This is a genomic window from Flavobacterium sp. LC2016-13 (assembly GCF_009707955.1).
Lineage (GTDB): Bacteria > Bacteroidota > Bacteroidia > Flavobacteriales > Flavobacteriaceae > Flavobacterium.
Window position 1 is genome coordinate 352,104 of record NZ_WMDQ01000005.1, and the last position, 18,379, is coordinate 370,482.

General features: G+C 36.5%; 8 protein-coding genes. 6 read left to right on the forward strand and 2 right to left on the reverse strand.

Features of this window, described 5'->3' with window-relative positions; translation table 11 throughout:
- Nucleotides 1-10: 10 nt before the first annotated feature.
- Together GKZ86_RS13245 and GKZ86_RS13250 are read right to left on the reverse strand one after the other, a co-directional pair.
- On the reverse strand, nt 11-394 hold the full coding sequence (locus tag GKZ86_RS13245) for a DoxX family protein (protein WP_154783581.1): 384 nt from the start codon (nt 392-394) through the stop codon (nt 11-13).
- 6 nt (nt 395-400) lie between these two features.
- On the reverse strand, nt 401-1,549 hold the full coding sequence (locus tag GKZ86_RS13250) for a DNA polymerase III subunit delta' (protein WP_154783582.1): 1,149 nt from the start codon (nt 1,547-1,549) through the stop codon (nt 401-403).
- A gap of 434 nt (nt 1,550-1,983) precedes the next feature.
- Between GKZ86_RS13250 and GKZ86_RS13255 the strand changes: the two genes are divergently transcribed.
- The 6 genes from GKZ86_RS13255 to GKZ86_RS13280 form a co-directional block, all read left to right on the forward strand.
- Nucleotides 1,984-2,436: a hypothetical protein gene (locus tag GKZ86_RS13255; RefSeq protein WP_042564935.1), complete on the forward strand. Its 453-nt coding sequence runs from the start codon at nt 1,984-1,986 to the stop codon at nt 2,434-2,436.
- 201 nt (nt 2,437-2,637) lie between these two features.
- Nucleotides 2,638-3,930: a hypothetical protein gene (locus tag GKZ86_RS13260; RefSeq protein ID WP_154783583.1), complete on the forward strand. Its 1,293-nt coding sequence runs from the start codon at nt 2,638-2,640 to the stop codon at nt 3,928-3,930.
- A 105-nt stretch (nt 3,931-4,035) separates the two neighbouring features.
- Nucleotides 4,036-4,443, forward strand: a complete 408-nt coding sequence (locus GKZ86_RS13265; RefSeq protein WP_154783584.1) for a hypothetical protein — start codon at nt 4,036-4,038, stop codon at nt 4,441-4,443.
- The gene (gene sprC, locus GKZ86_RS13270; protein ID WP_154783585.1) at nt 4,440-5,903 is read left to right on the forward strand and encodes a gliding motility protein SprC; all 1,464 of its coding nucleotides are present in this window, start codon (nt 4,440-4,442) and stop codon (nt 5,901-5,903) included. Before GKZ86_RS13265 ends, sprC begins: the two co-directional genes overlap by 4 nt.
- A gap of 1 nt (nt 5,904) precedes the next feature.
- Nucleotides 5,905-11,364 carry a type IX secretion system membrane protein PorP/SprF gene (locus tag GKZ86_RS13275; protein WP_195936680.1) on the forward strand — a complete coding sequence of 1,820 codons (5,460 nt, stop codon included), beginning with the start codon at nt 5,905-5,907 and terminating at the stop codon, nt 11,362-11,364.
- 104 nt (nt 11,365-11,468) lie between these two features.
- A partial coding sequence (locus GKZ86_RS13280; protein ID WP_154783586.1) for a hypothetical protein occupies nt 11,469-18,379 on the forward strand: 6,911 nt, incomplete at its 3' end.

Below are 18,379 nucleotides of genomic sequence, written 5' to 3' on the forward strand. Positions count from 1 at the left end.
TTTAGGCTGATTAATTCAACCAATAAACAGCCATTACGGCTGGTATAAAATAGATAACAATAGTTCTTGCACCATCATAATCTTTAGCTAATCGTTGTCCAAAAAGCATCATTAACAAAGAGATACAAGAAAAAATGGCTCCGTAAAAACCAAACTCGCGACCACTGTTTGTTACTAATTGTATAGCTCCGACAACACTTAAAATTCCGGAAATTAATTCTAAAATTAAAAGATGTAAAAGAGCAAGAGGTATTTGATTTTTTAATGGTGTTTTTGCAAAATGTCCTTTAAGCCATTCGACATTATCATTCCAGTAAAAAATTTTTTCATAGCCGGATTGTAAAAAAGTCAGGGCCAAAAAAAGCAAAATCAAAATTGAGGCAACATTATTCATTTGAAACTATTTTTTATGAATTAAACGAGTCAGTTTTATAGATAAATCTGTAAGAATTATTTTTGCGTTTCCATTTCTTTCAATGTGATACATCGCGTCTGAAAGTTCTTTGAAAATGTCGTGAATATTGTTTCCGTTTACAAAAGGCGCAAAATTTTCTAATTTAAATTTATCCACTTTTGGCTCAATATAAACCAAACTTGGTGCTTCGTAATTAAGCAAAAGTGCTTGTCGAAACATTTCGATACAAAACTGAATAAATTTTTTCTGGCTTTCGCGGCCAAGTCCGGCAATTTCTTCACTCCAGGAAATTAAATCCTGAATCGCGGCTGCATTTCCTTTTGCTCTAAAAGCAGCACGAACCCAATTGACAAACCATTGTTCGAAAGGATATTCAGAATCATCTTCTTTCAGCAAAGACAAGGCTTTACTGAAATTTCCCTGAGCCTGATGTGCAATTTTTTTGGCTAAGTTTGGATCTGTATTTTCTTGGGAAATCAATGCTTCGGCAATTACTTTTTCGGGCAAACCATTAAAATGAATTACCTGGCAACGTGAGCGAATGGTTTGTATAATATCTTCTTCATTTTCAGAAATCAGAATAAAAATGGTTTTATCTGATGGTTCTTCTAAAAGTTTTAATAGTTTATTTGATGCCGCAATATTCATTTTATCGGCCATCCAGATAATCATAATTTTGTAGCCGCCTTCGTATGATTTTAACGAAAGTGATTTTAAAACTTCCTGCGCATCTTCGACCCTAATTTCACCTTGTTTGTTTTGAACACCCAAAATTTTGTACCAGTCAAATAATCCCCCGTAAGGCATTTCCTGAATAAAAGTTCGCCAGTCCTGAATGAAATCTAAACTTTTGGGTTTGGTTTTAACATCTTCGGTAGTTACTGTAGGATATATGAAATGTAAATCAGGATGCGAAATATTTTGAAACTTCAAATTGCAGGAATCATTTCCGTTTGAATTTTCGTCGCCTGTATTATTACACAAAATATACTGCGCATAGGCAATAGCGGTTGATAATGTGCCACTTCCTTCAGGCCCAATAAATAATTGTGCGTGCGGAATTCGCCCTGAAGCTGCACTTTTTATCAAGTGACTTTTGATGTAATCCTGACCTAAAATTTGTGAAAATTGCATGAAGCAAAGATAGAAGAAAATGATGTAGTCAAAAATTTTCAGGAAAAAGTTTAATTCTTGTAGTTCATTTTTGTATTTGTGAAATGGTTTTTAACAAAATTGTTAGTTTTTTTCACGTCAAGTTTTGTCAATACTGAGGTGTTTTGAATAGATATTAAGATTTTTTTGTTAATAGTTTTTGCAAAAATCTTTAAAATATGTCTTTTTTTTGAGTAGTATAATGCGTAAAGACACCCATAATCTAAAGTAATTCTTACAAGAAAAAATTTTAACAAAATTAACAAAAACTTCGGCAAAACGCATATTTTCTCGACATAACACCGTTTTTAGGGGGATTTTCAAATTGAATTTTTCAAAAAAGAAAACATAAAAGTTGCGATTTAACATAATTTATATATTTTTGTTTTCATCAACAACCATTTTAATAAGAATCTATGAAAGGGAAAATTATTTTTTTAAGTTTATTTTTTATTTTGACGACTGCAGCAGCTTCTGCTCAGGCTAAAAATGCTCCTAGAAGTATCATTAGTACAACAGCTCTTATTCGCAAATACCATGATCAAAAAGAATTAAGTGGTATGCAAAAAGGAGAACTTTTAGAGTTGTATATTGAACGAATTAAAGTATTAGTTAAAACTCTTCCTTACATTGCATTGGTTACTAAACCAGGTGTTACAATGGCAGACTTAGGTATTCCGGACGATTCTGAACACAAAAAAGTGTTAGACAATCAGGCAGTGGGTACATCAGCATTCTTGGATGTTACAGTAGAATTTCAAAGAAAAATGATGCCTTACTCTGACAAAGGAAACTTAATTGCAGCTATTTTGTTTTACGAAAGCACATTAAAATCATTACATGAGTTCAATGAATTGAACGAAATGTAATAAATAAAAATATTTTTAAAACCTTTTTTAAGATGTTTACGTAAATGTAATCGTTTTGATAAACATCTTAAAAAGGGTTTAAAAAGCAACTCGTTCTCGAAGTATCTGATTAAGTCAGAAAAAGCGAGATGAGTTTTTATCTTTTACGCATACCTAATACGCATACCCAAATTTATTATTAACCTAATAACACCCTTGATCATGAAAAAATTAACTCAAATTATCTGCGTTCTTTTGACAGTAACAAGTATGAGTGCTCAACAAGAAAAAGGAATCATGGGCTACAACAACTGGTTGAATAACTGGACCGAGTTTAAGCCTAACAAAGTGGATTATGGAGAAGCAAACCAAATTTTAGCAGGAAACATTTCTGTTAATACTAAATTGCTGAAAAGAAACATTTATGTTTTGCAAGGAAACGTTTATGTTACAAACAACGCTGTTTTAACAATCGAGCCTGGAACATTAATCATTGGTGACTTTGAAACTAAAGGAACATTGATAGTTACAAAAGGTGCACAACTTGTTGCTGATGGTTTAGAAACTGACCCAATTGTATTTACTTCAAACCGTAGCCAGAAAAAAGCTGGTGACTGGGGAGGAATTGTACTTCTTGGTGATGCGCCAATCAACAAATTTGGTAATGTTGGTTCTTACAACTTAGATCTTGATCCTACTCTTACTACTTATGGTGGTGACAATGCTGCAGGAAATTCAGGAATCTTAAGATATGTTAGAATTGAATTCGCTGGTAAAAAAGTTAAAGGATTTGATTCTTTCAACGGATTAACTGCTTGTGGTGTTGGAAACAAAACAATTCTTGAAAACGTTATGGTAAGCTACTCTGGTGGTGATTCATATGCTTTCTTTGGAGGTGATTTGAATGCTACAAAATTAGTTTCTTACAAATCAATCAACGACGATTACAAATTTACACAAGGTGTACAATGTCGTTTATACAACTCTTTAGCTGTTAGATCTTCTTACTTATCAAGTAACAAAGATGGTTCTCGTTGTATGGAAGTAAAAACATACGAAAAGAAAGCCGAAACAGACTTTACTAAAAAAACTACTTTAGTTGTTGCAACAAACATTACAATGCTTAATGATAGTGAAAACATCAATGCAGATATTCAAGCTGGTTTAGTAAAAGAAGCGATTTATATTGCTGAAACTGCTTCACTTGAGATGAAACGTACTGTAATCTCTGGATTTAATCCTGCTGTTTTATTAGATAGCAAAACTGAGATTAATGACGCAAACCTTAAAAAAATCAAATTTGAAGAAATGTATTTCAACCTTTGTAAAGGAAACATCTTTACTGAGTACAATTCTAACAATGAAGATTTAGAGGGCTGGTATGGAAACCCTGTGTTCTTTAACGTTATGGCACAAAGTGATAACAAAGAAACATTCATTGATATTTTCAATCCTAAGAAACCAGATTTCAGACTACAATTAGGAAAAATTACAGCATCTAGCGGAAACAGATAGATAAATAGATTTAGATTTTTATTTCAGAGCGTAAATTTTATTAATAAAGTCCCCAGACACAATTTATGTATCGTCTAAAACGGACTAAATAAAGATCAAAACATAATGGCCCCAATAAAAAAATATTTTATTTATACGATATTTTTGGTTTCGCCTATAACGTCATGTCTATACGCACAGAGCACAGTAAAGCCTACAGTTTCTGTTAACTCTAACTGCGAAACGACTACGTCTATTCTTAACCAAAAGAATGATATAGCTGATAAACGTATCAGCAAATTAGATAATTCTAATCAGTTTATAGCAGGGCTATCTATCCCCAGAGGTAGCCTTGCTGTGGCGGCTGATTTGAACGATCAGACGACTTCAGAATGTGAAGAAACATTATTGGCAGGTTCTTATTCAATTCTTGCAAAAGATATAATTGAGAACTATAAATATGATTTTTCTGAAACATTTATTGATATTTTATTTTTTGAAAATATAGATTTAGCCAGAAAACGCACTATATGATTCAAAAAATTACTTTAACTTTTACTAAAATTTTTCTTTTATTTAGCATATTATTCTTTGCTGAATCAAATTTATATGGTCAACCGCCAACGATTGTACCACAATCACTTTCTTTCCCAAGAATTTGCGCTGGTTTAATCGTTAACGGAGCGCCATTTAATGAATATAATGCTACTTTTAGTTATGTAAACTTCCCTGCAGGAACTACTTTTGAAGTACAACTTTCAGATGAATTAGGAAGCTTTACTACTCCTGTGAGTACTACAAAAATCTCGTTTGTAGATAACCCGGCTTTACAGCAACAGACTATAAAATTTGCTGTTCCAACTAATTTAAAAGGATCAGACACTCATAGTATTCGCATAATAAGTAGTCTTGCAACCGCATCTCCTAGTTCTAAGTTTAGAAACTCTCTAAATGTAACAGAATTTCCTGTTTACTACAGAACGTATGTTGAGTCTTTTACTATTAACGATAAAAGCTTGACAGCTTCTTTTTGTTCAGGTGGAAGTATGAGTCTTTCGGTTGATAATTCAACACCAACTTCACCATCTCCAAGAGATTTTTCAAATTTAAAATACAAATGGTTTAAAGATGATGTTGTAATTGCAGGACAAAGCGGTATAACGTTAACGGTTAATGCAGCTGGTGTTTATTATGCACAAATCGATTATGGAGGATGTCTTGATGAAAATTTTAGTTCAAACCGTGTTACTGTTACCAGTTCAAACTCTGGAGCTGCAGGTACAATTTCTTCAAGTTTAGGAAACCCTTTTTGTTCTAACGGAACGGGAACTGTGTTAACCGCGACTTCAGGAAATAGCTATGTTTGGAAAAAAGATGGTGTTGTTATCAACGGAGTAACAACACGCAGCTACACAACAAACGAATCAGGATTGTACACAGTTGATATTGACTTTGGTGGTTGTAAAGCAACAGGAAGTATCAACCTTAGCAGTAATGGTTTTAATGCCAGTATAGATGTTGATGTTGAAAATCCTATCACTATTGAAGAAGGTGAAACGATCAACGTTTCTGTAACTACTGATGCTACAACTCCAACTTTCGAATGGTACTTAAACGATAATCTTATTTCTGGTGCAACAACAGATACTTATGTGGTAGCCGTAAGAGGTAGATACAGAGTAAAAATTTCTCAGGCTTCGGGATGTATTGCTACAAAAGAATTTAATTTTAGAGTTACAGGAAAAGGGACTTCAACGGTTATTCCAAACATTGTTAATTTAAGTGGTTTAAGTCCATATTGGACCATTCCAGTGGGATATAGTTCAAAAGTTATGATTATAAGTTCGAACGGAGAAATGGTTCTGGATGTAGTCGATTATCAAGGCGATTGGCCAGATACCAAAATAGATTTTAAAAATGTCAATCCAGTATATTACTATGTTGTTAAAGGCACTGATGGTGAGAAAAAGGGATCAATAACTGTGATAAGATAATATGAAGAAAATTTTACTATTCATAACTTTATTTTACGGTTTTTCTAATTTACTCTATTCCCAGGACACTCCTGCGAATGGAGTTGTTTCGTTTTCGTTACCTATAAGAAATTCTTTAAAGTTTAATAGATATTTAATAAACCCGGCATTTAGTTTTGTTCGTGAACAAAATGCTTATTTAAGTTTTTATAATAAAAGACAATGGGTGCAGTTTGAGAACGCACCAAATACATATTTGTTTAATTATTCAGGTCGTTTTAGAGAAAATGAAGCTTTTGCTATTGGCTTATTCCAACAAAATTATGGTTTAATGACCGTTTTTGGTGGAGTTGCCAATTTTGCACATAACATCGTTTTAGAACAAGACAGTAATTTAACCTTTGGTTTAAACGTTGGAGCATACCAAAGTGGTTTAGACAAAGGGAAAATAATATCTGATGATGTCGATATTCGAAATATAGAATATGCATCAAATACAATGCTTACTTTAAATCCTGGTATTAACTACGGAACTGCTTTTCTTGATTTTGGAGCATCTGTAAACAACTTGATCCTTTACAATTTTGGATCAGGAGTTGTAAAAGATGATCCGGAAAGAGCTATCGAATTGCACGGAATGTATACGGGATATATTGATACCTATGGTTTTTTTGAACAAAGTAAATTTTCTGCAATTGTAAAAACAGAAATTAAAACAGAAAAAACAGTTATTTCTGGTCTTGCCATGATTTCAGTTCCAAAAGGAGTATGGGCACAGGCAGGATACAATACATTATATGGAATTTCAGCAGGATTTGGTCTTAATATTACACCAAGTATTGCTATTGAATATAATTATGAAAGAGGAATGGGGAACTTTACCAATTTGGGAGCTTCTCATGAATTTGCAATTGCTTACAAATTCAAAAACAGAAATTACTATTACGGTGATGACGAAGAAGGTTCGCTTATAGATCCTTCAAGACAAAAACCTGTACCAGCTAAACCAAAATCAGCAGCAACACAGGTTGATAGAGCTGATATTGCAGAAAAAAACAGATTAGCTGCTGAAGCTAAAGCTGCCGCAGATGCCGAAGCACAAAAAGCAAGATTAGCTGCCGCAGAAAAAGCGAAGGCCGATGCAGAAGCTAAACAAGCAAAACTATTAGCTGACAATAAAGCAAAAGTAGATGCTGCAGAAGCACAAAAATTAAAATTAGCCGCCGATGCTAAAGCCAAAGCCGATGCCGCAGCAGCTGCAAGAGCGCAAACAGCAACTACAAACAGAGCAGTTGCCGCTGAACAAAAAACACAATCGCAATTAGCTGCAGATAAAGCAAGAGCTGATGCTGAAGCACGAAGATTAAAATTAGTTGCAGATAATAAAGCAAGAGTAGATGCCGCTGCCGCTGCAAGAGCACAAGCAGCCGCAAACAAACCAGCAACAGCAACTCAAAAAACAGCAGCACAATTAGCTGCAGATAAATCAAGAGCAGATGCAGAAGCTGCGGCAAAAGCGAAACTTGCTGCGACTAATAATCCGGCAACAGCAACTCAAAAAACAGCAGCACAATTAGCTGCAGATAAATCAAAAGCAGATGCAGAAGCTGCCGCAAAAGCAAAACTAGCCGCTGCTAATAATCCGGCAACAGCGACTCAAAAAACAGCAGCACAATTGGCTGCAGATAAATCAAAAGCAGATGCAGAAGCTCTAAAATCAAAATTAGCAGCAGATGCAAAAGCTAAGGCGGATGCCGAAGCTACAAAAGCAAAAACAGGAACTACTGCCAAACCAGGAGAACCGCAAAAAACACAAGCAGAATTAGATGCTGATAAAGCGAAAGCCGATGCCGAAAATGCTGAAAAAGCAACATTAGCTGCTGCAAAAGCAAAAGCCGATGCCGAAGCACAACAAGCAAAATTAGCTGCTGATGCTAAAGCAAAAGCAGACGCTGGCGAAGCTAAACGTAAAGCGGATGCTAAAGCGAAAGCAGAAGCTGCAGATTTACAATCGATTTTAGCTGCCGATGCTAAAGCAAAAGCAGACTCTGATGCACTTCAGGCAAGGCTTGCTGCTGAAGCAAAAGCGAAAGCTGCTGCTGCTGCAAAAACTAAAACAAGTATTGATGCTGCCAACAAAGCTAAAGCTGCGGCAGACGCCAAAGCAAAAGCTGCAGAAAGTGCTGCATTGAAAGAAAAATTAGCTGCAGATGCTAAAGCAAAAGCGGATGCTGAAGCTAGACAAGCAAGAATAGCTGCTGATGCCAAAGCGAAAGCAGATGCTGAAGCTGCTGCAAAAGCAAAATTAGAAGCAGATGCCAAAGCGAAAGCTGATGCTGAAGCTCAACAAGCAAAACTAGCTGCTGATGCCAAAGCGAAAGCTGACGCAGACGCACTTCAGGCGAAACTTGCAGCCGATGCTAAAGTGAAAGCCGATGCAGAAGCACAACAAGCAAAACTTGCAGCAGATGCCAAAGCGAAAGCAGATGCAGAAGCGTTAAAAATAAAACTGGCTGCTGATGCCAAAGCGAAAGCCGATGCAGAAGCACAAAAAGCAAAATTAGCTGCCGATGCAAAAGCCAAAGCCGATGCAGAAGCGCAACAAGCGAAACTTGCAGCTGATGCCAAAGCGAAAGCGGATGCAGAAGCGTTAAAAATAAAATTAGCTGCTGATGCTAAAGCAAAAGCCGATGCAGAAGCACAACAAGCAAAACTAGCTGCCGATGCTAAAGCAAAAGCGGATGCAGAAGCGCAACAAGCGAAACTTGCAGCTGATGCCAAAGCGAAAGCGGATGCAGAGGCATTAAAAATAAAATTAGCTGCTGATGCTAAAGCAAAAGCCGATGCAGAAGCACAACAAGCAAAACTAGCTGCTGAAGCAAAAAAGAAAGCTGATACTGATGCTCAACAAGCAAAACTTGCAGCTGACGCTAAAGCGAAAGCAGATATGGTAGCCTTACAAGCACAACTGCTTGCAGATGCTAAAGTAAAAGCAGATGCAGAAGCTACAGCTAAAGCAATCGCAGAAGCAGAAGCTAAAAAAGCACAAGAAGCAGAGGCACAACAAGCAAAACTTGCAGCTGATGCCAAAACAAAAGCAGATGCAGAAGCATTAAAAATAAAATTAGCTGCTGACGCCAAAGCTAAAGCAGACGCAGAAGCACAACAAGCAAAACTTGCAGCTGACGCCAAAGCGAAAGCGGATGCAGAAGCTCAACAAGCAAAACTTGCAGCTGACGCCAAAGCGAAAGCAGATGCTGAAGCATTAAAAGTAAAATTAGCAGCTGACGCCAAAGCCAAAGCAGACGCAGAAGCTCAACAAGCTAAGTTAGCTGCCGATGCGAAAGCAAAAGCTGATGCAGAAGCACAACAAGCGAAACTTGCAGCTGACGCCAAAGCGAAAGCAGATGCTGAAGCATTAAAAGTAAAATTAGCTGCTGACGCCAAAGCCAAAGCAGACGCAGAAGCACAACAAGCAAAACTTGCAGCTGACGCCAAAGCGAAAGCAGATGCAGAAGCACAACAAGCGAAACTTGCAGCTGACGCCAAAGCGAAAGCAGATGCTGAAGCATTAAAAGTAAAATTAGCTGCTGACGCCAAAGCAAAAGCAGACGCAGAAGCTCAACAGGCAAAACTTGCAGCTGACGCCAAAGCGAAAGCGGATGCAGAAGCTCAACAAGCGAAACTTGCAGCAGATGCAAAAGCCAAAGCCGATGCAGAAGCATTAAAAATAAAATTAGCAGCTGATGCCAAAGCTAAAGCAGACGCAGAGGCTCAACAGGCAAAACTTGCAGCTGATGCCAAAGCGAAAGCGGATGCAGAAGCTCAACAAGCGAAATTAGCAGCTGATGCGAAAGCTAAAGCAGACGCAGAAGCTCAACAAGCAAAACTTGCAGCTGATGCCAAAGCCAAAGCAGATGCAGAAGCTCAACAAGCAAAACTTGCAGCGGATGCGAAAGCTAAAGCCGATGCAGAAGCATTAAAAGTAAAATTAGCAGCCGATGCCAAAGCGAAAGCAGATGCAGAAGCTCAACGAGCAAAACTTGCAGCAGACGCCAAAGCCAAAGCGGATGCAGAAGCTCAACAAGCAAAACTTGCAGCTGATGCGAAAGCTAAAGCTGATGCGGAAGCATTAAAAGTAAAATTAGCAGCTGATGCAAAAGCCAAAGCTGATGCAGAAGCTCAACAAGCGAAACTTGCAGCAGATGCTAAAGCTAAAGCAGACGCAGAAGCTCAACAAGCTAAACTTGCAGCGGATGCAAAAGCCAAAGCGGATGCAGAAGCATTAAAAGTAAAATTAGCAGCCGATGCCAAAGCGAAAGCAGATGCTGAAGTTCAACAAGCTAAGTTAGCTGCCGATGCTAAAGCGAAAGCAGACGCAGAAGCACAACAAGCAAAACTTGCAGCTGCTGCCAAAGCGAAAGCCGATGCTGAAGCTCTTCAGGCAAAACTTGCTGCAGATGCTAAAGCAAAAGCCGATGCTGAAGCTAATGCAAGAGCTAAAGCAGAAGAAGAAAACAGACAATTGCAATTAGCAGAAGAAGCTCAACAAGCAAAACTTGCAGCTGATAAAGCAAAAGCAGATGCAGATGCACTTGCTGCCGCAGCCTCAAAAGATGAGACGGCAAGAGCGATAGATAATCTGGCACTTTCATTAGAGGATTCAGGTAAAACGCAAAGTGATTTATTGACACAGTTTAATGCAACAGTTGCTAATAAACAAAAAGACCTGAATGATTTGAGAGAAGAAAATGACTTGAGTGAAAAAGGTATATATAAAGAGCCAAAGCCGTTTAAAAGCGTAGCCGCCGAAAACAGTCAGATGGAAGCTTTAAAATTACAATTGGCTGAAGCAAACAAAACTCAAAAAGATGAAATTGCAAGGATAACAAATTTATATAACGAGAGACTTAAAAAAGTTCCTAATAAAAATGATGCTTTAAACAGAGCTTATTTAGAAAAAATAAACCAGTTAAAAGCAGCTCAGTTAAAAATGGAATTGGATAGTGCAGCATTACTTGCGGATTTAGAGCGTATTAAAGCTGAAACTGAGATTGAGAAAAAACGTAGAATTAAACGTGCAGCATACGAAAATGATCAAGGAAGATATGAACAGGATTTGGCCGCTCTTAAACGTATAAAAGAAACTACAAAACCAAGTAGCAGACCTTTAACTGCAAGTGATTTTGATTTTGGTGAAGACCAATCGAATATGCAGATTATTAAGAATATTAAAAATGCTGAAAGTGGCTTTTATTTGATTATAGCAGTTCATAGCAGTGTTGAAAAAAGAGATGAATTCTTAACCAAAGCGGTAGCCGCGGGACGTACAGATGTGAACTTCTTTTATAATGTAACAACAAGTAAGTATTACATCTATTACGAAAAAGTCGACGGATTACCAGAAGCTCAAAAAGCAATGGAGTCTAAAGGAAAAGAGCCATATAACGGGAAAATGGCTATCGTAAAAGTTGAAAATTAATAAGTTTCTTAAATATTAAGGATATAAAATAAACATTTTAAAATGCTGAAATTTTGATCTCTAATGCCCCTTAGAGAAAAGAACAAAGCAAAAAAATAAGTACCATGAAAAAACCTACTATTCTAAAAATTGCATTATTATTTTTGTTGTTTTTACAATGTAATGTTGTCTCCTCACAAAATTTAAAGCCTTTTGTCAGAGAATTTGATAAACAGCTGAAAGGAGATATTCTTGTTATTGGAAATAATATTCTTAACAGGCAGGAAACTAACAGCAGAGGTCAAATTACCACTAGTCCGAATACTGCGTATAACGGAACTGGATTTAATGGTGATTTTGATATGCGTTATATCAATGTTGATAATGGCGCAACTCCCGGCATTTTCAGCTCCAGTACTGCAACCCTGACTGTGCCGAATAATCGTGCACCTGCAGATCCATGTTACAGAGTTGCTTATGCGGCTTTATATTGGTCAGCAACTTTAAAAGGAACTAACAGGGCTAACATTAATAAGGTAAAAATTAAGGTTCCTAATACTGCTAATAACACTTATCAGGATGTAACAGGAACTATTATACATGATATTACCACTTCAGCAGCTGGTATTAATCCTGATAATACACAAGCGTATGCCTGTTTTGCTGAAATTACAAATTTAATGAGTGCAGCAAATCCTAATGGTGCATATACAGTTGCGAATGTAATTTCAAGTGAAGGATCTAATGGAGGAACTGGTTTGTCTGCCGGATGGTCACTTTTTATTGTGTACGAAGATTCAAGTTTGCCTTCAAAAGCAATTTCTTCATTTAATGGTTTTACTGCCAGAGCTCAAGGTGGAGGACCAAATAATACGGTTATTAATGGTTTTACAACTATTCCTACTGGTCCGGTTCAGGCTAGATTTGCTTTTGCAGCTCTTGAAGGAGATTACGGTTATAGAGGAGATTATCTTCAAATAAACGGATCAACTATTACGCCGCCAACAAGACCTTTGCAAGGTGGTCAGAGTAACTTTTTTAATAGTTCGATAAATAGTTTAGGTGCTTCTTTTACAAATAGAGTCCCGAATAGTACGAATACTTTAGGTTTTGATACCGGTGTTATTGATATTGACCCTTCGGCGAAAATTATTAAAAACAATGATACCTCCGCTACCATAACTTTAGGAACCAACAGTGATATCTTTATATATTACTTTACGGCATTTTCTGTTGATATTATTGCGCCAAAAGTTGTATTAAAAAAAGCAGTAAAGGATATTAACAATGTTGACGCCAGTAATAAAAATGTTGTACTAGGTGAAGAGTTAAGATACGAGTTAAGCTTTCAAAATGAAGGAAACGATAATGCGACTACATTTACTATAGTCGATCAATTACCTGTTAATACTAATTTTAATTTCCCGGGAGATATTATTTCGTTACCTCCGGGAATGACAATTCCAACTACTGCGGCAGGTAATCAATATGTTACTTATAATGCCACAGCCAGAACATTAACATTTACAATTCCTAATTCTTATGTTACAGCAGTGCCAACAAGAGCACCTGAATCAACTATTAAATTTAGAGTTAAGGTAGTAGATGATTGTTCTAAATTGACAGATGCATGTTCTAATATTATTAAAAATAGTGCAGAGTCACATTATTTTGGCCAATTAGGAAGTACGACTACTGATTTTGGAGATAAAAGTTACTCTACAACAGCAGGTTGTAACCTTGTGCCACAATCTACTAACTTTTTAGTAGGTTTAGATGCTTGTAAAAACAGAAGACAAGAAATATGTACTACTAATATGGTAATTTCTGCTTCAGGCGGATATAAATCATATTCTTGGTCTACTAATGCATCTGGTACTCCGGTAATTGGTACAAATCAAACACTTACTATTACACAACCAGGAACTTATTATGTTTATAATACAGCTAATCCTCCTTGTATAGATTTACAGGAAACGATTACAGTAGTAGATGGTGGTGGAGTAAGAACAAACCCGGTAATACCATATGCTGATAATAAAGAAGCAGATGGTACTATTATTGGTTGTGAAATTGATGGTAAACCGCTACCTAAAATTTACTTATGTGGATCTAATGATTTCAGACTAATCAATGTATTCGTTACTAACGGAACCGTTGTTTGGCAAAAAACAAATTGTGTCCGCCCCCCAACTTTATCAGATCGTTGTGCTGACGAAAGTACTTCATGTACTTGGGTATCGGCAGGGCCAGACGGACCAACGTTTACTGCAAACACTGCGGGTTATTATAGAGTAACTATCAACGCAGGAGGTTGTAATAACACCTATTACTTTAATGTTTATAAAAGTGATGTTTCTGTTACCGTATCTAAGAAAGATAAACTGTGTTACAAAAGTGGTAACATTACGGTACAACAAATTAGCGGATACGAGTATAGCTTAACAAATTTATCAAACAATACTACTGGTGCTTACCAGGATAGTAATTCTTTTGAAATTTGGAACGCTGGTACTTATGTCGTTAATTACAGACTAAAAAACATTGCTAATACTTGTGTTTACAAAACACAACAAGTTATTATCAATGACTTAAATATTAACGCTAAAGTTGAAAATCCTAATGAGCAACCATTATGTTTTGGTTCTAACGGAAGTATTACAGTAAGTGCTTCAGCTGGATTTTCTAGTTATTATTTTGTCCTTTATGATGGAGCAACTATAATTGACCAGGTTGGACCGCTAACAGACAGAGTTCATACTTTTTCTGTTGCGCCAGGAAAATATTATGAAGTTGAAGTATATAGTGTAGATTCAGACGGTAAAAAAGATTGTACTGCCCGTGCTGGTAAATATATCAACAACCCTTCATCTGAAATTACTCCGGTTGTAACTACAATTACACCTTTAACAGCATGTAGCGACGGAAAATATAGAGTTAGTGCGACTGGTGGTACCGGACCATATTCTTATTTTGTAGATGGTTCTACACTATCTCAGGCTTATTCTGAAAATGATAATACAGAACAAAACAATATTATCATTGTAGCAACTACAGCAAAAACATATTCAATACGTGTTGTTGATTCAAATCTTTGTGAAAAAACAATCACTTTTACAGTTCCGAGCCTTCCAAAACCAACGTATACAGTTAATCATACTGATAGCGCTTGTTATAATAGTGGTGCTCAAATAAGTATAACGCTTGGTGCTGGCGGAGCGAATGGTTATACTATGGCTTATAGTATAAACAATGGAGGAACTTATCAGGCTAATCCGATATTCTCTAATTTACAGCCAGGTACTTATAAGGTTGTAGTAAAATACAGCATCACTTATCCAGTTCCATATTGGCCAAATACAGAAACTAAAGAATGTATTGATCCGGCTCAGACTGTAGTTATTAGTGGACCATCTGCTGCTTTAGTAGCATCTGCGGGAGTTGCAGAATTAGCAGGATGTACACTTTCTCAACAAGGAGGAAAATTAAGAATTAACAATGCACAAGGAGGAACTGCACCTTATCAATATAGTTTTGATAATGGAGCAACATGGCAGGCTTCTAATGAAAAAGATGTATTGCCAGGTCAGTATATTTTAAAAATTAGAGATTCTAAAGGTTGTGAGTACACTATTCCTTATGATATTATTTTAGATCAAAAACCAGCTGATCCAACGATTAAAGTTGAAGATCCTGTTTTTAATTGTAATGGAACTGCAACTAGTAAAGTAACCGTTACAAATGGTACTTCTACTAATTATACTTATGAATATTATTTAGACGGGGTTGCAAATACGCCTATTACGAATAATACATTTTTAAATGTTCCTTCGGGAAGTCATACTGTTTCAGTAAAATATAATGTATCGACCGTATCTACTTATAGTAATTTATTACAAGAAGATTTTGGTAAAGGTGGTTATACTACAACTCCTGGTATTAATCCTGCATATTGTTTTGAAGATGAATCTACACCGCACCCTGTAGGATTCCCATGTGGGGATTTTAATGATTACCAAATTAATGATGGTAAATATGCAGTTGCAAGTTCTATTAAAACAACTTTTGGAAATTCTTGGTTAGTCGCTAAAGACCACACAACGCCATCTGATCCATTAGGAAGATTTTTATGTGTAAACGTAGGAGGTTCTGCTGGTATTGGAGGTATTTTATACAGTAAACCTATTAAGGATGTTATTGTAAATCAACCTGTAATTATTTCGTTATGGGCTGAGAACTTAATTAGAAGTAGTTCAGGAGGGCTTGCCGATCCTAAGTTGACAATACAATTGGTTAATAATTTAAATGGAGTTGGTGGTACACAAACTATTGTTGCAACTACAGATACTACAAATCCATGGGTAGTTCCTAAATCAGATAAATGGGAATACAAAGAATTATCATTAAATCCAGGTGCTTATAACAATTTAAGTTTTGTTATTAGATCATACAGCAATGAATTTAATGGTAATGATGTTCTTTTAGATGATATCTGGGTTCGTCAGATACCAAAATCATGTATTGCTACAAAAGATTTCCCTATTGTTATTGATTCAAATAAAGCTTTTACAGCTTCAGTTACTGGATTTAAAGATGTTAAATGTCTTGGATCTAATGATGGAGAAATTACAATTGCAGCTGAAAACTTTAAACTTCCTTACGGATTTGATTATTCATTAGATAATGGTGCTACTTGGATTAACTCTAAAGTTTCACCAGTAACAGCTACAGGTTTAACTAGTAAAACATATAATATACAAGTACGTTACGATGCTTCTGCTTCAAGTTGTACAGTACCGTTAACACAAATAGTTAAATCTCCTACAGCAGTGACAGTTACTGCTACGGTAACTAAATTGCCAACATGTACTACTGGTGCAACTATTACTGCAGTTGGAGCAGGTGGAACACCGGCATACCAATACGAATTAAGACAATCGAATGGTACTACAGTAGTTACTGCTTTCCAAAGTTCAGGTGTTTTCACAAATGTTCCTGCTGGTACTTATACCGTAGTAACTCGTGATTCAAACGCTTGTTCTTCTCCGGCATCTGCTGTAATAACAATAAATCCATCAACTGCACCAACGGCATCATTGGCCGCTACTTCAGATTTATGTTATGATACTGTAAATCAATCTACACTTGTTGTAACAGCTACCGGAACAGGAACTTTAACGTATAGTTTAGACGGTCAGCCGGCTCAAACTTCAAATACGTTTACAAATGTTGGACCTGGTACTCACAATATTGTAGTAACAGACAGCAACAGTTGTACGGCTGCAATAAATAATATAGTAATTGCACCGGAACTAAAAGGTACAGCAGTAATTTCTAAAACATTAGATTGTACTCTTGCCACGCCAGATGCCACTATTACAGTAAATATTGCGGGAGGAAACAGTCCGTTTACTTATAAAGTAAAAATAGGCAGTGGAGCTTACGGATCAAGTAACCCTGTAACAGGAACATCTTTCGTGTATTCGGCAAGTACTGCAAATACGTATTCTTTTGAAATTACTGATGCTAAAGGTTGTACGAATGTTGTAACCGCTATAGTAAATCCTATTGTAAACCCAACTGTAACAGCAACGAAAGTTGACGCAACATGTAACGGAGCTTCAACAGGTTCTGTACAATTAGTTGGTGCCGGAGGATCAGGAGGATATACGTATTTATTCTATAATAACACAACTTCACCTGTGCCTACAACATTTGTAGCTCAGTCAAATTATACAGGTTTAGCTGCAGGAACTTATTCTTACCAGGTAATGGATAGTAAAGGTTGTAAATCTGCAGTTGGAACAATTACAATTGCTCAACCAACTACTTTAACAGCTACAGCTACTGCAACTGCATTTACATGTAATACATCAAATGTAAAACAATCAGCTACAGTTACAATTGCAGTTCCTACAACAGGAACGGCTCCATATGAATATAGTTTTGATGGAGGTACAACTTTTACGAGTACACGTACTTTATCTGTTACAGATAATGGTTCAAACCAAACTATTTCTTATGTAGTTAAAGATGCTCAAGGTTGTAAAACAGGAGTTCAGACTATTACTATTAATAGACTAAACCCACCAACAAATATCACATTTAGTGCTGCTGCAGTTACTTGTACAGCAACTACAACTACAGTTACAGCAACAGCAACTAATGGTGTTGGAACTATAACATATTCAATTACATCACCAGCAGCTTCTGTAGCTTCAAATACTACAGGTGTTTTTGCAGGATTAGCACCGGGAACTTATAATTTTAGAGCAACGGATGCTAGCGGATGTTATTTTGATAAACCATTTACAATCAGTGCTGTTACACCAATTTCTGTTGTTGCCAACAAAGACAGCGATGTATTGTGTAAAGGCGGTTCAACAGGTAAAGTAACATTTACAGTTTCAGGAAATGCAACAGTAGGAGCTTATACTTACACTTTGACACCTGCAGTTGGAACTATTACAAAATCTGGAAATACATTGACATTAGTGAATGTTGCTGCAGGAAGTTATAGTTTACAGGTTACAGACAGCGCTACAGGATGTACCAATACAGCAACGGTAACGGTTAATGAGCCGACAAATGCATTGACATTAACAGCAGTTGCAACAAATATTAGCTGTAACAATGGTATTGCCCAAATTACAGTTACACCAAACGGAGGTACACCAAATTATACTTATGCAGTTGTTGCAGCGGGAGCAACGGCTCCAACTGTTTTTGCAAGTGGAAACGTTCTTTCAGTAGATACTAATTCAGGAGCAAATTTAAACTGGGATGTTTATGTAAAAGATGCAAACGGTTGTACTACTCCAAGATTGGTTACAATTGCGAAGGATAATTTACCAACAGTTACGGCAGCAAATAGCAATCAGTGTACAGGTACAGGAAGTACGTTTGTAATTACTGCTACAGGTACAGGAAAAGCTCCATTAACCTATAGTGTTGACGGGACATCATTCCAAACCAGCAATGTATTTAATGTTCCAGCAGGAACTTATACCGTTACGGTAAAAGATGCAAACGGATG

Bases quoted from the DNA above. Each gene is read 5' to 3' on its own strand.
- GKZ86_RS13260 (WP_154783583.1), top strand. From the start codon at position 2,638: ATGAAAAAATTAACTCAAATTATCTGCGTTCTTTTGACAGTAACAAGT.
- GKZ86_RS13255 (WP_042564935.1), top strand. From the start codon at position 1,984: ATGAAAGGGAAAATTATTTTTTTAAGTTTATTTTTTATTTTGACGACT.
- sprC (WP_154783585.1), top strand. From the start codon at position 4,440: ATGATTCAAAAAATTACTTTAACTTTTACTAAAATTTTTCTTTTATTT.
- GKZ86_RS13265 (WP_154783584.1), top strand. From the start codon at position 4,036: ATGGCCCCAATAAAAAAATATTTTATTTATACGATATTTTTGGTTTCG.
- GKZ86_RS13245 (WP_154783581.1), bottom strand. From the start codon at position 394: ATGAATAATGTTGCCTCAATTTTGATTTTGCTTTTTTTGGCCCTGACT.
- GKZ86_RS13275 (WP_195936680.1), top strand. From the start codon at position 5,905: ATGAAGAAAATTTTACTATTCATAACTTTATTTTACGGTTTTTCTAAT.
- GKZ86_RS13250 (WP_154783582.1), bottom strand. From the start codon at position 1,549: ATGCAATTTTCACAAATTTTAGGTCAGGATTACATCAAAAGTCACTTG.